General features: G+C 49.8%; 12 protein-coding genes and 1 pseudogene. 9 read left to right on the top strand and 4 right to left on the bottom strand.

Going from position 1 to position 15,918, the window contains the following annotated elements; all coding sequences use genetic code 11:
• Nucleotides 1–26: 26 nt before the first annotated feature.
• The gene (locus tag ABK821_RS00795; RefSeq protein WP_138360199.1) at nt 27–806 is read left to right on the top strand and encodes an acetoin reductase; all 780 of its coding nucleotides are present in this window, start codon (nt 27–29) and stop codon (nt 804–806) included.
• A gap of 188 nt (nt 807–994) precedes the next feature.
• On the opposite strand, the gene ABK821_RS00790 is transcribed toward ABK821_RS00795, so the two are convergent.
• Nucleotides 995–2,491 (bottom strand): peptide MFS transporter, encoded by a 1,497-nt coding sequence (locus ABK821_RS00790; protein ID WP_343178102.1) that lies wholly within the window; start codon nt 2,489–2,491, stop codon nt 995–997.
• 178 nt (nt 2,492–2,669) lie between these two features.
• Between ABK821_RS00790 and ABK821_RS00785 the strand changes: the two are divergent.
• From ABK821_RS00785 to ABK821_RS00760, 6 genes and pseudogenes are all read left to right on the top strand, one after another.
• Nucleotides 2,670–3,194, top strand: a pseudogene (locus ABK821_RS00785) (NAD(P)(+) transhydrogenase (Re/Si-specific) subunit beta); the annotation flags it as partial.
• Nucleotides 3,195–4,742: 1,548 nt separating this feature from the next.
• Entirely contained in the window at nt 4,743–6,191 is a 1,449-nt protein-coding gene (locus ABK821_RS00780; protein WP_138360200.1) for a sugar porter family MFS transporter, read from the top strand.
• Nucleotides 6,192–6,216: 25 nt separating this feature from the next.
• Complete coding sequence (locus ABK821_RS00775) at nt 6,217–7,140, top strand: TIM barrel protein (protein WP_343178103.1); 924 nt, start codon at nt 6,217–6,219, stop codon at nt 7,138–7,140.
• Between the two features lie 15 nt (nt 7,141–7,155).
• On the top strand, nt 7,156–8,334 hold the full coding sequence (locus ABK821_RS00770; protein ID WP_138360202.1) for a Gfo/Idh/MocA family protein: 1,179 nt from the start codon (nt 7,156–7,158) through the stop codon (nt 8,332–8,334).
• 46 nt (nt 8,335–8,380) lie between these two features.
• Nucleotides 8,381–8,854, top strand: a complete 474-nt coding sequence (locus ABK821_RS00765; RefSeq protein ID WP_138360203.1) for a heme-degrading domain-containing protein — start codon at nt 8,381–8,383, stop codon at nt 8,852–8,854.
• Nucleotides 8,855–9,316: 462 nt separating this feature from the next.
• Entirely contained in the window at nt 9,317–10,195 is an 879-nt protein-coding gene (locus ABK821_RS00760) for a C40 family peptidase (RefSeq protein ID WP_343178104.1), read from the top strand.
• Nucleotides 10,196–10,431: 236 nt separating this feature from the next.
• Here ABK821_RS00760 and ABK821_RS00755 read toward each other — a convergent pair whose 3' ends face one another.
• The 3 genes from ABK821_RS00755 to ABK821_RS00745 all read right to left on the bottom strand — a co-directional run bounded on the left by ABK821_RS00755 (nt 10,432) and on the right by ABK821_RS00745 (nt 13,281).
• Nucleotides 10,432–10,782: a YbaN family protein gene (locus ABK821_RS00755; RefSeq protein ID WP_343178105.1), complete on the bottom strand. Its 351-nt coding sequence runs from the start codon at nt 10,780–10,782 to the stop codon at nt 10,432–10,434.
• A 360-nt stretch (nt 10,783–11,142) separates the two neighbouring features.
• A complete protein-coding gene (locus ABK821_RS00750) occupies nt 11,143–12,528 on the bottom strand; it encodes a HAMP domain-containing sensor histidine kinase (protein ID WP_343178106.1) in 1,386 nt (461 codons plus the stop codon).
• A 69-nt stretch (nt 12,529–12,597) separates the two neighbouring features.
• Entirely contained in the window at nt 12,598–13,281 is a 684-nt protein-coding gene (locus ABK821_RS00745) for a response regulator transcription factor (protein ID WP_142502611.1), read from the bottom strand.
• Between the two features lie 495 nt (nt 13,282–13,776).
• Here ABK821_RS00745 and hutW point away from each other — a divergent pair, with 495 nt between their 5' ends.
• Nucleotides 13,777–15,087, top strand: a complete 1,311-nt coding sequence (hutW, locus tag ABK821_RS00740; RefSeq protein WP_343178107.1) for a heme anaerobic degradation radical SAM methyltransferase ChuW/HutW — start codon at nt 13,777–13,779, stop codon at nt 15,085–15,087.
• Between the two features lie 28 nt (nt 15,088–15,115).
• Nucleotides 15,116–15,760, top strand: coding sequence for an NAD(P)H-binding protein (locus tag ABK821_RS00735; protein WP_343178108.1), 645 nt, complete (start codon nt 15,116–15,118; stop codon nt 15,758–15,760).
• Nucleotides 15,761–15,918 lie beyond the last annotated feature (158 nt).

Here is a 15,918-nt window from a genome sequence, read left to right as displayed (position 1 = left end):
TAATCAGTACAAGGTGAGTACAGAATATGGCTATCGAAAATAAAGTTGCGTTAGTGACCGGCGCCGGTCAGGGCATTGGCCGCGGTATTGCATTACGTCTGGCCAAAGACGGCGCATCGCTGATGCTGGTCGACGTGAACCCGGAAGGGATTGCCGCCGTCGCCGCCGAAGTTGAAGCGCTCGGTCGTAAAGCGGCCACCTTCGTCGCCAATATCGCCGATCGCGATCAAGTCTATGCCGCCATTGATGAGGCGGAAAAACAGCTGGGCGGCTTCGATATTATCGTTAACAACGCCGGGATCGCGCAGGTACAGGCGCTGGCTGATGTCACGCCTGAAGAAGTCGATCGGATTATGCGCATCAACGTTCAGGGCACCTTGTGGGGAATTCAGGCAGCGGCGAAAAAATTCATCGACCGTCAGCAGAAAGGGAAAATCATCAATGCCTGTTCCATTGCCGGTCATGATGGTTTTGCGATGCTGGGGATCTATTCCGCCACGAAATTTGCCGTGCGCGCCCTGACCCAGGCGGCGGCGAAAGAGTACGCCAGTCGCGGTATTACGGTTAACGCCTATTGTCCGGGGATTGTGGGAACCGGTATGTGGACCGAAATCGATAAGCGTTTCTCGGAAATTACCGGCGCGCCGGTTGGCGAAACCTACAAAAAATATGTGGAAGGCATCGCCCTTGGCCGCGCCGAAACGCCGGACGATGTGGCAAGCCTGGTCTCCTATCTGGCAGGCCCGGACTCCGATTATGTTACCGGTCAGTCGATCCTGATCGATGGCGGTATTGTTTACCGTTAAACGTCAAACCCGGCGCAGAACGCGCCGGGTATCTGAAAGACTAATAGCCTATCCCACCAGGCGTTATTGGCGCAGACAGTTTGAACACGGCCAGCGCGGAAGAACCGGAGCGTACACGTAGTACGTGAGGATTCTGAGCACTGCCCAGGTTCAAAATGACAAGCGAAATAGCCCTAACGGGATAGGCTCTAAGCGTTGACGGTCGGTTCCTGCGACTGCCTGTTGCGGGTATTTTCCAGCATCCGGCGAACCGGCACAATCAGCACGCACAGTACCGCCGCGCAGATCAGCAGCGCAATTGAACAACGCGCGAACAGGTCTGGCAGCATCTCCAGTTGATCGGCCTTCACATGACCACCAATCAGGCCCGCCGCCAGGTTACCCAGCGCGCTGGCGCAGAACCACAACCCCATCATCTGGCCGCGCATTCTTTCCGGCGCCAGCAGCGTCATGGTCGCCAGACCAATCGGGCTCAGGCATAGCTCACCCAACGTCAGCATCAGAATACTGCCCACCAGCCACATCGGGGATACGCCTGTCCCGCCGTTGCTCAGGACATTTTGCGCCGCCAGCATCATCAGGCCAAAACCCACCGCCGCGCACAAAATACCGATAACGAACTTGGTGATACTGCCAGGACGCACGTTTTTACGGGCCAGCGCAGGCCATGCCCAGCTAAAGATCGGCGCCAGCAGAATAATAAACAGGGCGTTGATCGACTGGAACCACACCGCCGGGATCTCAAAAGTGCCAATCATACGGTTGGTATAATCATTGGCGAACAGGTTGAACGAGGTCGGTTTTTGCTCAAATGCGGACCAGAAAAAGGCGGCGGAGATCAGCAGAATAAAGCACACCAGCAGGCGGGCCCGCTCTTTTCGGTTCAGCCCGGCAAAAGCGAACAGGTAGATAAAATAGAGCACCACCGACGCCGCAATCACATAGACCAGCCCGCTGGCCACCGCGACCGGGTTAATCACAATAACGCCCCGGGTAATCAAGGCGACAATCACCGCCACGCCGACCGCCAGCGCCAGCAGCCAGGCGCCCACGCCGTTTCTTTTCACCACCGGGTTATTCCAGGTTGAATCCAGTCCGACTTCGCTGTCGTAGCGTTTCATCGCCGGAACCGCAAAGACACGAAAGATCACCAGCGCGATCAGCATCCCGATACCGCCGATACCAAAGCCCCAGTGCCAGCCGTGGGATTTGATCAGCCAGCCGGAGATCAGCGGCGCAATAAACGACCCCATGTTGATACCCATATAGAACAGCGAGAAGCCACCGTCCCGGCGCGCGTCGCCTTTCTTGTACAGCGTACCAACCATCACTGAAATACAGGTTTTGAACAGGCCGGAACCGAACACAATAAACATCAGGCCGATAAAGAACAGGCTTTCGCCCATCACCGCCGACAGCGCAATAGACAGATGGCCCATGGCGATCAGGATTGAACCGTACCAGACCGCCCGTTGCTGCCCGAGCCAGTTATCCGCCAGCCAACCGCCCGGCAGCGCAGCAAGATACATGGTTCCGGCAAAAATACCGACGATCGCCGAGGCGTTTTCACGAGAAATACGTATCTGATGAGGATAATGGCAGGAAAGACCGATAAAAATAACAATTTCAGTTGTGAATAGGTTGTTATCAAGGATCGTCGGCAATCCAGTACCTGCTGTCTGCACAGGGGGGAATCACCGGGGAAAAAGCCTTTGCATATTCCGAAAAGGCATTCTTACTTATGCTATTCCAGATAGCTCTTTTTTTGCTTTTAATCGCGCCAGTACTGGTCGAAAAATGGACGATTACAATGAAAATAAGAACGCTTTCTCTTACCCTGATCCTTACCATAACAGCCCGCAGGGAGAGTATCGCGAATGTCACGCCTCAGAAGTAGCGGAAGCGCTTAAAAGCGCCCGTTCGGTGATCATTACCCCCGGCTATGGGATGGCGGTGGCGCAAGCGCAGTATCCAGTACAGGAATTAACCAGCCGACTCATTACACAAGGTGTGCAAGTACGATTTGGCATCCATCCGGTCGCCGGGCGTCTGCCGGGGCATATGAACGTGCTGCTGGCTGAAGCTAAAGTGCCTTATGATATCGTACTGGAGATGGAGGAAATTAATGACGACTTCAGCGATACCGACGTGGTGCTGGTCATCGGTGCCAACGATACCGTTAACCCGGCTGCGCAGGAAGATCCCGGTAGCCCTATTGCCGGCATGCCAGTGCTTGAGGTATGGAAAGCCCAACAGGTTGTGGTGTTCAAACGTTCAATGAATACCGGTTACGCCGGCGTACAAAACCCGCTTTTCTTTAAAGAAAATACCGCAATGTTGTTCGGCGATGCAAAAACGAGCGTAGAAGCCATCCTGGCTCAACTCTGACTCGCAGCGTTCAGCCGGAAGTAACGTCGCGTCTCCCCCCCGGACCGTGGATGCAGCACTTAGCACGATACATATTTTCAAACTGCTCCGGGCTGCTTCCACAACAGGCGCACTGCCATCACCCGCCATGAGTCACACTCAACATTACTCAATCGCATGGCGGGTATTCACTGAACTCAACCCGAGTCTCCCGATACATTCAGCGTCTATCATCCAACCGAAAAAAATCCCGCCGATGTCCAGTGCCCTTCGGGCCTGGGCATTGTAAGCGTCCCCTGCATCTTAAATGACACAGAGATAGCGGCCAGACCCGCAGGAATGCGGCGCGTCAAAACGAGTTAGCTGGCGCCCCATCGATTACCGTCGAGAGCCGGTTTGCGGTGTGCAAATTCAGCACGCATGCGTCCCAGGTAAATGACAAATAACGGTTTTGTCGCCTGCGCATAACGGTGACTTTCCAGCATGAGAATTAATCAGAGCAGAGAGAATACAAAGATCAAAAACTAGAAAAAAGATTTCATTTTAAATATAAATAAATTTTTTGTTTTTATGTGATTTGCGTCACTCTCGAATGTTAAAATATTGTATAAATATATTTTATTATTTAAATTCATTATGTTACACGCGAATAACCATTGCTTTGTAAGTGATATGCTAATGGTCAAAGTGATTGACCAGACATGTTTTTTTGATCAACACCACACTTTTTGAAATGGAAATTTTATTTGTTTTGTGTTTTGGTTTTTTGGTTTCATAATCAATTCGAATTCATTTTAATAGTCACCGTTATAAGCGGGAGCTCAGACAGGCGGAAGCGATGGATACAATCAGATTAGCAATGCCCCAGGCATTTTCAAGGCTCTTTGATAATCAATATGTTAACGCTTATTCAACCGCTGTTTTCGTCACTGGACACCGGTGTGTCACAGGCCTGAGGCCAACTCTGGGAAAAGATGCTGGTGAACCTGATGTTCATCAGCGGGAATAGATAAGAAATGGAGCATATCGTGACCGGCAATATCAGGCAGGACCTGTCCATCAGTTTCTTGCCTGTTAGACTCCGGTTAAGTCCGGCGCAGCTAACACAATGACCGCTGCAACGACGACTGTCACGGATCGCGTTCCATTATCACTTCTGCCAGGAGATGAGTATGCAGCCCGACAACCAGTTTTTAGCGTCCAAAATTGGGTTAAGCAATGGTTCAGGCATTAGCACTAATCATGCTTTCCCTAAAGGAAGTAAATTCCTCGATCGCATTTTTCACCAAAAACAAATTACGTGTTCCTGTATTAATGCAATGCATATATTAACCAGTTCACTAAAACATCGGTGTTGTGCCGCAGCATACACAGGATCAAGTCCGGGATTATCCGCTTTCACGCGTTATTCTTCGGGTAGACCAGATTAGGAAATCATATTGCACTTTGGGATATTTAAAGTTTTCCCAAAGACGAATTTTTGCTTTTTTATTTGAGGGTTTGTTTTGTAGTTTTTATATAAACGTTTTTAGAGATAAAAATTTTAATTTCATACGTGAGGGTATGATCATGGGTTACGTTGAAAAAAAACACAATATCGCTTATGTACTGGCGATTTGTACCGTGGCCGCACTCGGTGGCCTGCTACAGGGATATGATACATCTGTTATTTCAGGAGTCATTGAACCTTTAACGCAACATTTTAAACTGGAGCCGTCTCAAACCGGCTGGGCCGTATCCAGCATTGTTATTGGTTGCGTACTTGGGGCCTATATGGCCGGGAAACTGGCCGATCGTTATGGCCGAAAAATGGCTCTGACCATTACTGTTTTCTTCGTCCTTATTTCTGTCGCGGGTATGGCTCTGGCGACCAATTTTACCCTGTTTATCTTATTCCGTATTTTGGGTGGATTTGGTATCGGTTTATCCTCCGTTGTCTCGCCGATTTATATGACAGAAGTCGCACCTCGCGACTATCGTGGCCGGGTAGTGGCCATGAATATGATCTGTTTCGTCGGTGGCCAGGTACTGGTGCTGATGGTTAACTATCTGATTGTCCGCGGCGCGGATCATGAATGGCTGGTCAGCGCAGGATGGCGCTATATGCTGGGTTTTGGCTTGCTTCCTTGCGTACTTTTCCTGCTCCTGGTCAAATTTATTCCGGAATCTCCCCGCTGGAACGTGATGGTGGGCAAGAATGATGAAGCACTGAGGACGCTGTCGCGTATTTCGAATGCCGAACACGGTAGCCGGGTATTGAGGGAAATTCAAAATTCATTTCATGCTGATACGGCGGCGGCGAAATTTCATGAATCAACTGAGAAAAAGCTAAGCAGTCGAAATAAGATGTTTATCTTCATTGCGGCTATGATTGCCGTATTTAACCAGTTATCTGGAATTAACGTCATTCAGTACTTTGGCCCGACATTGCTGATGAATGTCACTGGTAATATGGAAGAAGCCATGCTGATGGTGACCTGGCTTGCTGGGCTACAATTTATCGGCGTAGTGGCCGGTATGATGTTGGTTGACCGCATGGGACGTCGCTCTCTTCTGCAAATCGGCTCCTGCGGTACCTTCATCTGCCTTGCCTTCACGTTCCTGACGTTCTACTACGGTGTAAAAGGCTTCACCTCAATTATCGGTCTGCTCGGTTTCATGTTTATCTTCGGCCTGACCTGGGCGCAAATTGCCTGGACTGTAGTTGGTGAAATTCTGCCAAACCGCTTACGCGCTATAGGAATGGGTATTGCCTACGCCGCACTGTGGGGATCCAACTTTATTATCAGCCAGATTTTCCCTGTCATGAATGATAACCCCTGGCTGCGTGAACACTTTCATGGCGGCTTCCCGCTGATGCTGTTCGCTATCTGCTGTTTGATCTCCTGGTGGTTCGTCCATCGCTATATCCCGGAGACGAAAGGGGTATCGCTGGAGAAAGTCGAAGCGCTTGTCTCCGCCCGTATTGAGAAAAATTACGTAGCATCTTCTGTAACCAATAAAATTACAACCCGTTAACTCCAGAAAAGAGAAAGAGGTTATTATGACTATTCATATTGCAAATGCACCTTGTAGTTGGGGTGTTGATGATCCGAAAACCCCGTACCTTCCATCCTGGGAAAAAGTATTAACTGAAGCAAGTAAAGCAGGATATAAAAGTATTGAACTTGGGCCATGGACTTATTTGCCAACGGACCCGAAAAAATTAACTGAAGAACTCAATCGTTACGATTTATCGATTGTCGCCGGGACTATTTTTGATGATTTGGTGAGTGAAAGTAATTTTGCCAATATTGTTGAACTGACGCACAATATTTGCCGTAACCTGTCAAAAATCCCGACGGCTGAAAAAAGCCATGGGGCGAATTATCCCGCACCTTATCTCGTGGTGATTGATTTCGGTAACCCGGAGCGCGCCAAATATGCGGGTCATTCGGATAAAGCGCCGCGTTTAAGCACTACCGACTGGAACAGAATGGTTGAGCATATTAAACATATCAGTACGCTGGCGTGGAACGAATATGGCGTGCGTGCAGTCATTCATCCGCATGCCGGTGGCTGTATTGAATTTGCTGATGAAATTATTCAGATAGAAAAAGATATTCCGCATGATATCGCCGGACTGTGCCTGGATACCGGCCATCTCTATTACTCCGGGATGGACCCGGTGACCTGGCTTGAGCGTTATTTCTCACGCCTGGATTATATCCATTTCAAAGACGTCAATGGCGATGTCCACAAAAACGTGCTGGAAAAAGGTCTGGATTTCTTCGCTTCCTGCGCAGAAGGCGTGATGTGCCCAATCGGTAAGGGCGCCATTGATTACCCTGCGGTGAAAGCCCTGCTGTCCCGCCTCAATTATCAAGGGTGGATTACGATCGAACAAGAACGTGATCCTCGTCAGGCCGAGGGAAGTCTGCATGATGTGACTCAAAGCCTGGTCTATCTCAAATCAGTTGGTTTTTAACAGGAGAATTCGCTCATGATCAATGGATTAAAACCTCTGGATCGCTCTTTACGTTGGGGGATGATCGGCGGCGGCGGCACTAGCCAGATTGGTTATATTCACCGCTCAGCAGCCCTGCGTGATGGTTCTTTTGCTTTGCTGGCTGGCGCGCTGGATATTGATGCTGAACGTGGTCGCGCGTTTGGCGTCAAGCTGGGGATAGTCCCGGAGCGCTGCTACCCGGATTACCAGACCATGTTCCGCGAAGAAGCAAAACGTCCGGACGGTATTGAAGCGGTATCCATTGCGACGCCAAACAATACCCACTTTGAGATCAGCAAAGCAGCTCTGGAAGCCGGCATTCATGTGATATGTGAAAAACCGCTCTGCTTTACCGGAGAAGAGGCAAAAGTGCTGGACGAACTGAGTCAGCAGAAGAAAAGAATTATCGGTGTGACCTATGGCTACTCCGGATACCAGATGATTTTGCAGGCTCGCGACATGGTGCAGCAGGGGCTGCTGGGGGAAATCCGCATCATTAATATGATGTTTGCCCATGGTTTCCATGCCGAGGCGGTGGAACTGGAGAGTCCCAGTACGCGCTGGCGCGTCGATCCTAAATATGTCGGGCCGAGCTACGTTCTCGGCGATCTGGCGACCCATCCGTTGTTCCTGGCTGAAACAATGGCGCCGCATCTGAATATCAAACGTCTGCTGTGCTCCCGTCAAAGCTTTGTCAAAAGTCGTGCTCCGCTGGAAGACAACGCTTATGTGTTGATGGAGTATGACAACGGCGCGGTGGGTTCAATGTGGTGCTCGGCGGTAAACAGCGGGTCGATGCATAGCCAGAAAGTCCGGGTTGTCGGCTCGAAAGCCAGCCTGGAATGGTGGGATGAGCACCCCAATCAACTGCGCTATGAAATTCAGGGAGAACCGGTGCGTATTCTGGAACGCGGTATGCCATACCTTGCACCAGAAGCGCTGGCCGATGACCGCATTAGCGGTGGTCATCCTGAAGGGCTGTTTGAAGCATGGTCGAACCTGTATCGCCGCTTTGCGCTGGCCATAGATGCATCCGACCGCGGAGATGAGGCTTTCCTGAAGACATTCTGGTATCCCGGAGTACATTCCGGTCGTATCGGGGTGAATTGGGTGGAACACTGTGTAGCATCTGCCGACCAGGGTGGCCAGTGGGTCGAGTTTTCTGTTCGCTAATCAATGCCAGGGAGCGCCGTCAGGCGCTCCCTGAAAGGATATCGCCATGTCAGAAATCCCATCAATTGAAGTGCTGGAACAACAGGAACAGCGTTTACGTCTGGCGCATTTCGATCACCGGGCCGCCTGGTTTATCGGTAACTTGCTCTATGAGCGAGCTAACGCAGAAGCCTTACCCATCGCCATTGAAGTGTACGCCTGGGGGCAACCGTTATTTCTGGTAGCCCTGCCCGGTTCCAGTAATGAAAATCTGGAGTGGATCGCCCGTAAACGGCATACCGTACTGCGTAATGCTCATGCCTCCTTGCTCACCGGGGAGCGTTATAAAGCGCAAGGCATCACAATGGAAGACTTACCCTATCTTGATCCCCAGATCTATACAGATAGCGGCGGATGTTTCCCTTTGCTCACACCGGGTGGCGCAGTATTTGGCGCGGTAACGGTCAGCGGTCTGGCATCCCACGACGATCATGCGCTCGCCGTATGGGCTATTGAGCAATATCTTGCGTCTGAGAAATAAACGGCCGCTCTGGCGCCATCAATAATCACCAGATAGTTTGCAGAAATTAAATATTGCTTTGCTGAGTGCCGATGCGCATATCATCACTCATGCGAGTCACAGGCGTTTTTAACAGCGCCAGCGCTGGTCAAAGAAGCGATGCCCAGGGATGGGCTGAGTGATATTTAATGTACATGCATTTTAAGCGTTCTTTTGTATATACGAGCTGATAATATTTTCTGATATACAACCATAGTAGCTGTCATTACCCCTGATTCAAACGAGCGTTTCACCAATATCCAGGTATATTCCCCAAGGCTAACGCCAGGCCTGCCCCAGCTTATTTTTGTCGCAAGGAGCATTCCACTGCACAATATGTCACTTCTTAATTAAATTTTCTTAATGTATCAATCGTATCCTTTTGAGTGAGCGTTTTTTAATGAATACTGTAACTATTGAGGAAATCATTCGGTCAGCACTGACATGCCTTTATTACTCACAATCTTTATTTCACTTTTGAGTAGCATACTAATTATCGGTACAACAGCAATAGCGTCGCCGCATCACGCTGCGATAAACCCGGCTAAACTTACGCCCCATCCAGAATCCGCAAGTAAACGGCCACCCCGTGCTAACGCGGTAAATTCGGCAAAGCTCCGAACATTATTAAGAGAGTATGATAATCGCCAGTTGGGGAAAGTCACAAAAAATGAACCCCGTTCTTCAGTTCAAAGAAAAATGGTGTACAACCGGACAGCGCCAAATATTCGTTATACCGCTCTGAAAAAAGATCCGGGCGCAAAGGCGTTAGTAAAGAGGGGATTGTTAAAAAGCGCCCGGAAAAAAAGTCCGGAATACCGTCACGCGGTTACAACAAAAATGTTGTTCTCATACACTTCGCGAATTACTGATGATATCCCTGACAGCCTGGCATTCCGGACTCTTCATACAGAACATTATCTCCGGGTCAGACAGAATGCTGTAAAAAAATTGCTGGAACAGCTTGGCAAGCCTTACCAATGGGGGGGCGCTTCCCCTTATAGCGGATTCGATTGCAGCGGTCTTGTCTATTACGCCTATAAAGACCTCGTTAAAACGCCGCTCCCCAGGACGGCTAATGAAATGTTTCATCACCGTGATGCGGCCTCAGTCAATAAAAATGAGCTGGAACAAGGAGATCTGGTATTCTTTCGGATTCACAAAGGTTCAGCCGACCATGTTGGCGTATATCTTGGTAACAATCGGTTTATCCAGTCCCCACGTACCGGTTCCGATATACGAATCAGTAAATTAACCGATGAATACTGGCAAGCACATTATGTCGGCGCTCGCCGGGTTGTCACGCCGCAAACCATTCGTTAAACAGACCAGGGGCGACTTAGAGTCTATCCAATTAGGGCTGTTTTATTTGCCATTTTGAACCTGGGCGGTGCTCAAACTGCCTGCAACAATAACACCGGGTGGGATAGGCTCTTAATACTTCAGATGATTCGGCGCATCTTTCGGACGGCATCGCTATTCACACCAGCCACCTCATCAGTCTCCTTGAGTCAGAAAAATTGCCTGACAAATAACGTGGCGCCGGGTATCGACATCATTTACATGCTACTTTCCGGTCTGCACCAAAGCCATACCAGTACCGCTGACATACACATAATTGAGATGACGACACTAGGGATATGCGGCACGGTCAGTATCATAATGGTCGCTGAAAAAGCCATAGCCAGCGTGGACATCCATTTGGCCCGTCTGGGCATGATCCCTTTCCGCCAGTTCTCCAGCACAGGTCCAAACCAGCGATGATCAACGATCCATGAATGAAGACGCGGGGAACTGCGCGCCGCGGCCCAGCAGGCAAGCAACAAAAACTCAGTGCACGGCAATCCGGGAACAATCAGGCCAAAAGCCGCCAAAATCAGGCTGACTATCGCCAGAAGGCGAAACAACATGCGGGCCACGCCGCGGGATATTTTAGGTCTGTCACTACAAGTAATCCACTGACGCATTAAAAGAGCCCGCTCAACATAACATTTAAAGTTAACCGACATGCTTCACCAGCTTATAGCCAAAATAATTCAGGTTGCATCCGGGCGGCAGCTAAACGCATCCTCCGGATGCCTGGCGCCCCGTACCTGACCGGGGCCTGCGCACGCGCTTTATTTCGGTATAAACAAAATCTTTACCACCAGAAAAATCTCCCTCGGAAATCATGAAATCCCCGGGGGATAAAATCAACAGACAGATAATTAAGAATTATTAATTGAAGAACGCCCCCTGGCTATTCCTTAAAAAACTGAGAAGGAAATGCATCATTTACACCGCTTCAGGCACAGATAGACACATAAACCCGGATGGGTATTCTGAAAACAAACTTTGCCGCCATGCAGCTCCGCAATGGCTTTTACCAAAGATAACCCCAACCCATATCCGCTGCTGGAGTAACGCTGCTCCAGGCGTTCAAAACGTTCAGTCGCTTTTTCCTGCAGAGACTCCTGGATACCGGGCCCGTAGTCTGCCACATATAACGATAACCACCCCCGGTACAAGCGATAGCCAAGTCTGATGCATCCCCCTTCTGAGGCATACTTAAGCGAATTCTCAATCAGGTTCGCCAGCGCCTGAAATACCAGGGCGCGATCGAAAAACATGACAATATCAGAACTCTGCTCTACCACTATGCGACAGGCTCGCTCTTCTGCCAGCGGTTGATAATATTCCACAACATCTTGCAGGAGTTCCTGTGCAGAAAGTGAAGATAGCTGATGGATACAGCGCCCACTTTCAATCTCACCAATTCGCATAACGGTGCGAAACAACGCTAAAACCGTCTGGACTTCATTAACCGCATGCTCCACCTCTTTTCTGGCTTCAACCGTCAAATCCGGTCTTTCTGAAAGGGTATATAGTCTGTTATGTAAATGAGTAAGAGGCGTACGTAATTCATGTGCAATGTGTCCCGCATTATTACGCACTTGTTCCATCAGACGGTCAATTCTATCTAAATTCTGATTGATATCCACGCTCAATGCGTCGAAATCATTACCATAAGAAGAAACCGGCATTCGCACCTGTTTTTCACCGTTACTATAACGGTGCAACGCTTCGCGAATTTGCCTTACGATTTGTAAGCTTCGTAAGCTAAATTGCCTGCTGACATACAAGCAAAACAATAACACAACAAATACGCCGGTGCCTGCCACGAGAGGGATCGTGCGTACCCGTTCTAACATCGGCAATATATTATATGCCCGAAAAAGAATGCCGCCATCCTGCAGTAATACCGTCAGCCCGACAATATTATTACTGCTGGCATCCTTAATCAGGGATTTAAGGCAGGCAACATCAATATGGCATTTTTCCGCGGACATGCTATAAACCGGCATATTGTGATACACCAGCGCCCCCTGAGGATCAATAACAATGACCTGCGCCATTCCATCATTATTGTCTCCCTGCAACTCATGTTGTAACTGGCTGATGATATCAGACGTTCTTTTCAGGGCGGATTTCACCGAGTAATCATAGATATCGTTGATGATGACGTCATGAACATGCCCGCGCACCAACGATTCGATCAGTATGCTGGAGCCAATCATGCTGACCATCGCCATCACCAGAAACAGAAACACGATGGTGATCGCCTGGCGGAAATTTGCGGTGGTGAGAAAATCAGGATAATGGCTGGCGCTAATCACCTGCCACTGGCCAACTTTCATTTGCAGGTAGCGGAGTAATCGACAAGCAAAAGTGTTCTGGAACATTGCTTACCTTTGCCCTGGCTGTTCCAGACAATAACCGACTGAACGCAGTGTCTTTATTAGCGGCCGGTCAAAACCTTTGTCTATTTTGGCACGCAGTTTCGACATATGGACATCAATCAGGTTGGTTTGCGGATCAAAATGGTAGCCCCATACCCGCTCCAGCAAATGCGTACGACTGGTCACTTTCCCCGGCGTTTCCATTAACATTAATAACAGTTTGAGCTCTTTGTCCGTCAGATCTATCGGCTTCCCTGCCCGCCAGACTTTACGCTGAAGACAATCAACTTTAAGATCCGCAAACGTGAGGACCGCGTTCTGCGCAGCATGACGCTTATCCCGACCAACAATAATATCCAGACGAAGCCTGAGTTCATTAAAATTAAAGGGCTTACCCAAATAATCTTCCGCGCCCAGTTCCAGCCCCATAACGCGGTCGACATCGCGATCTAATGCGGAAAGCAGCATAACAGGGGGATGCTCGCAATTTTGCAACTCACGTAAAACAGTAAAACCATCCATACCCGGCAGCATACGATCAAGCAAAATCACATCATAAACATCCTGACGTATGGCATTTAAAGCCTGAGAACCATCATGAATAATCTGGCAAATATGACCATGAACATGCAATTTTTCACCAAGCCATCGGCAAAGAACAGAATCATCATCAACCACTAAAACACGCATAATATCCCCAGAGTTTAAATGTATTCTTCTTTGTATTTTTTTGAATACCCGGTATTTGTGTCTTTTGCCACACGCGCACAACACGCTTTCACGCTGAAACTTTCACGCTAAATGTGGGCAGACATAGATTTTTACAAAAGATAATAGCAATCATTATCATTTAATAGCAAGAGCTAACCTGGATTTCACCTCTTTCAAACAACAAGGCACAAAATCACAACAATAAAACGTGCCCTTCGCTGGCGCTTCTCCTGTACGCCCAAATGCTGCCTGTGGCTAATAGTAAGCGATTGTCTTGTTCATGGGGGATCGTTAACAAAACTTAATATTGCCGTAAGCCAGACACGGCGCGGGTTTCACCGGAGCGGCCCTCCCCTCCTGATCTGAATCAATTTCCCTTCCGGACGACTATGACAGTCTTCGCCCAAATAACTGTAAATAGGATTCATTTTCATTAATGCATCCCCTTGTTCAGCTTCCAGGAGAAACTCAGCGATGCCCTTTGATTTCAGCAGCCATTATGCCCGTCCGGGTAATATGCCGTTTTCTCAACGTCGGGCGACCATGCCATGGCGCCAACAAGCCCCACTCAGCGCCAGCGAGCGACACAGCGCCTGGCAAGATCTACTGGCGCATCCATTGCCGAATAACCCACGTCTTCTCTATCTGCATATTCCCTTTTGCGCCACCCACTGCACCTTCTGCGGCTTTTATCAAAACCCGCTGAATGACGACACGCTGGAAAAATATTGCCAGGCGCTGTTACAGGAACTGGAAATGGAAGCCCACAGCCCCCTGCATCAGTCTGCCCCTATTCAGGCTATCTATCTTGGCGGCGGTACGCCAAGCGCGCTTAGCGCTTCCCAGCTCTCTATGATTATTCACGCTATTCGTCGCGCTCTCCCCCTGGCACGCGACTGCGAAATTACGGTCGAGGGGCGCATTCTTGATTTTGACGATCGGCGCCTTGAGGCCTGCCTTGAGGCTGGCGTTAATCGATTTTCGCTCGGTATTCAGACGTTCGACACCCGGTTACGACAACGCTTAGGCAGGCGAACCGGGCGACAGGCGATGATTGATTTCATCTGCCATCTTGCCGAACGCTCCCAGGCCACCCTGGTGGGAGATCTGATGTTTGGCTTACCCGGACAGACGCTCGAAAGCTGGCAAGACGATCTTGCCGTAATACGTCAGTTACCGCTGGATGGCATTGACCTTTATGCCCTCAATCTGTTCCCTTCAACGCCCCTGGCTAAAGGCGTGGCGGCGGGCAGGCAACAGCTCCCCACCCCAGAGTGGTGTCGCAATGCCTACACGCTGGCCTGTGATACCCTGGCCGCAGATAACTGGCGTCAACTCAGCAACAGCCATTGGGCGCGCACCCGCAAAGAACGTAACAGGTATAACTTGCTTATCAAAAGCGGCGCGGATTATCTTGCTCTGGGGTGTAGCGCGGGAGGATCGCTGGACGGCGCTGCCTTTATGAACCTGCGTAGTCTTCCTGATTATTTCGATAAAGTGTTGTGCGGGGAAAAACCATTAGCGATGATGACCCGCCGCAGCGCGGATTATCACTGGCGGATGGCTATTCAGGGCGGACTGGACACCGGTTATTGCGACCTGAGCGCTATATTGCCCGACCCCACCCAACTGATGCCGCTATTAACACAATGGCAAACCTGTGGATTATTGTCCTGCCAGTCAGAGGGCACGTTTACCCTGACAACCGAGGGCCGTTTCTGGGCAAGCAATATGCTGGACGCCCTGCAACAAATCATTCCGGTAATACGTCAGGCCTCCGCCTGACCAATACTTACCCATAAGAGGAATCACGATGAATTCATCTCACCGCTCCCCCTGGCTGATATTCGGCGCATCATCAGGCGTTGGCTTAGCGCTGGTACATCAGGGCTTAGCTGAATCGCGCACAATATATGCGCTGGTACGCTCCCCCGAAAAAGCGGCGATGCTCAGCGCCCTCGGCGTCAAAGTAATAGCAGGCGATGCGCTGGATGCCGGGCACGTTGAATTAGCCTGCGTCACTGCCGGTCCTGATGCGCGGATTGTTTCAACATTAGGCAGCCCGGAAACCGACTACGCCGGTAATCGGCTGATTATTGATACCGCAGAACGGTGCGGACTGAAATATATGTTGCTGGTGACATCCATAGGTTGCGGCGAAACCTGGCACACGCTTTCCGCCCGTGCCCGCCAGGCATTTGGACAGGCGGTAAGAGAAAAGTCCCTTGCTGAAAGCTGGCTGCGAACCAGTACGCTAAACGGTTGTATCGTGCGCCCTGGCGGCCTGAAACACGGTACCGCGACCGGCATGGCGATCCGGGTCGAAGGAGAAGCCCATGGCCTTATCTATCGTGAGGATGTCGCCCGACTAATCCGTCAGATGATTGATGACGAACAGTGTTATGGCCACACCTTTGCGGTGATAGACCCAACACTCGTAATATTAAATAAAATTTAGGTTTCTATAATTCGCTTGTCGCATACCTGAATTGCATGATAATACTGAAATATAATACAGCGCGAAAAATAGATGGGCTGGTTAATTCATTTCGGTGAAAATTAAACAGATATCACCATTTATTCATACCGGGTGATGCGGCAAGCATAGGTATTCCA

It is taken from the genome of Klebsiella sp. KE9456 (genome assembly GCF_043832615.1).
Taxonomy (GTDB): Bacteria; Pseudomonadota; Gammaproteobacteria; order Enterobacterales; family Enterobacteriaceae; genus Klebsiella; species Klebsiella indica.
Note: the sequence above shows the minus strand (reverse complement) of the source record. Positions and strands in the feature narration are given on the sequence as shown.

Bases quoted from the DNA above. Each gene is read 5' to 3' on its own strand.
- ABK821_RS00755 (WP_343178105.1), bottom strand. From the start codon at position 10,782: ATGTTGTTTCGCCTTCTGGCGATAGTCAGCCTGATTTTGGCGGCTTTT.
- ABK821_RS00775 (WP_343178103.1), top strand. From the start codon at position 6,217: ATGACTATTCATATTGCAAATGCACCTTGTAGTTGGGGTGTTGATGAT.
- ABK821_RS00735 (WP_343178108.1), top strand. From the start codon at position 15,116: ATGAATTCATCTCACCGCTCCCCCTGGCTGATATTCGGCGCATCATCA.
- ABK821_RS00745 (WP_142502611.1), bottom strand. From the start codon at position 13,281: ATGCGTGTTTTAGTGGTTGATGATGATTCTGTTCTTTGCCGATGGCTT.
- ABK821_RS00765 (WP_138360203.1), top strand. From the start codon at position 8,381: ATGTCAGAAATCCCATCAATTGAAGTGCTGGAACAACAGGAACAGCGT.
- hutW (WP_343178107.1), top strand. From the start codon at position 13,777: ATGCCCTTTGATTTCAGCAGCCATTATGCCCGTCCGGGTAATATGCCG.
- ABK821_RS00760 (WP_343178104.1), top strand. From the start codon at position 9,317: ATGCCTTTATTACTCACAATCTTTATTTCACTTTTGAGTAGCATACTA.
- ABK821_RS00770 (WP_138360202.1), top strand. From the start codon at position 7,156: ATGATCAATGGATTAAAACCTCTGGATCGCTCTTTACGTTGGGGGATG.
- ABK821_RS00795 (WP_138360199.1), top strand. From the start codon at position 27: ATGGCTATCGAAAATAAAGTTGCGTTAGTGACCGGCGCCGGTCAGGGC.
- ABK821_RS00780 (WP_138360200.1), top strand. From the start codon at position 4,743: ATGGGTTACGTTGAAAAAAAACACAATATCGCTTATGTACTGGCGATT.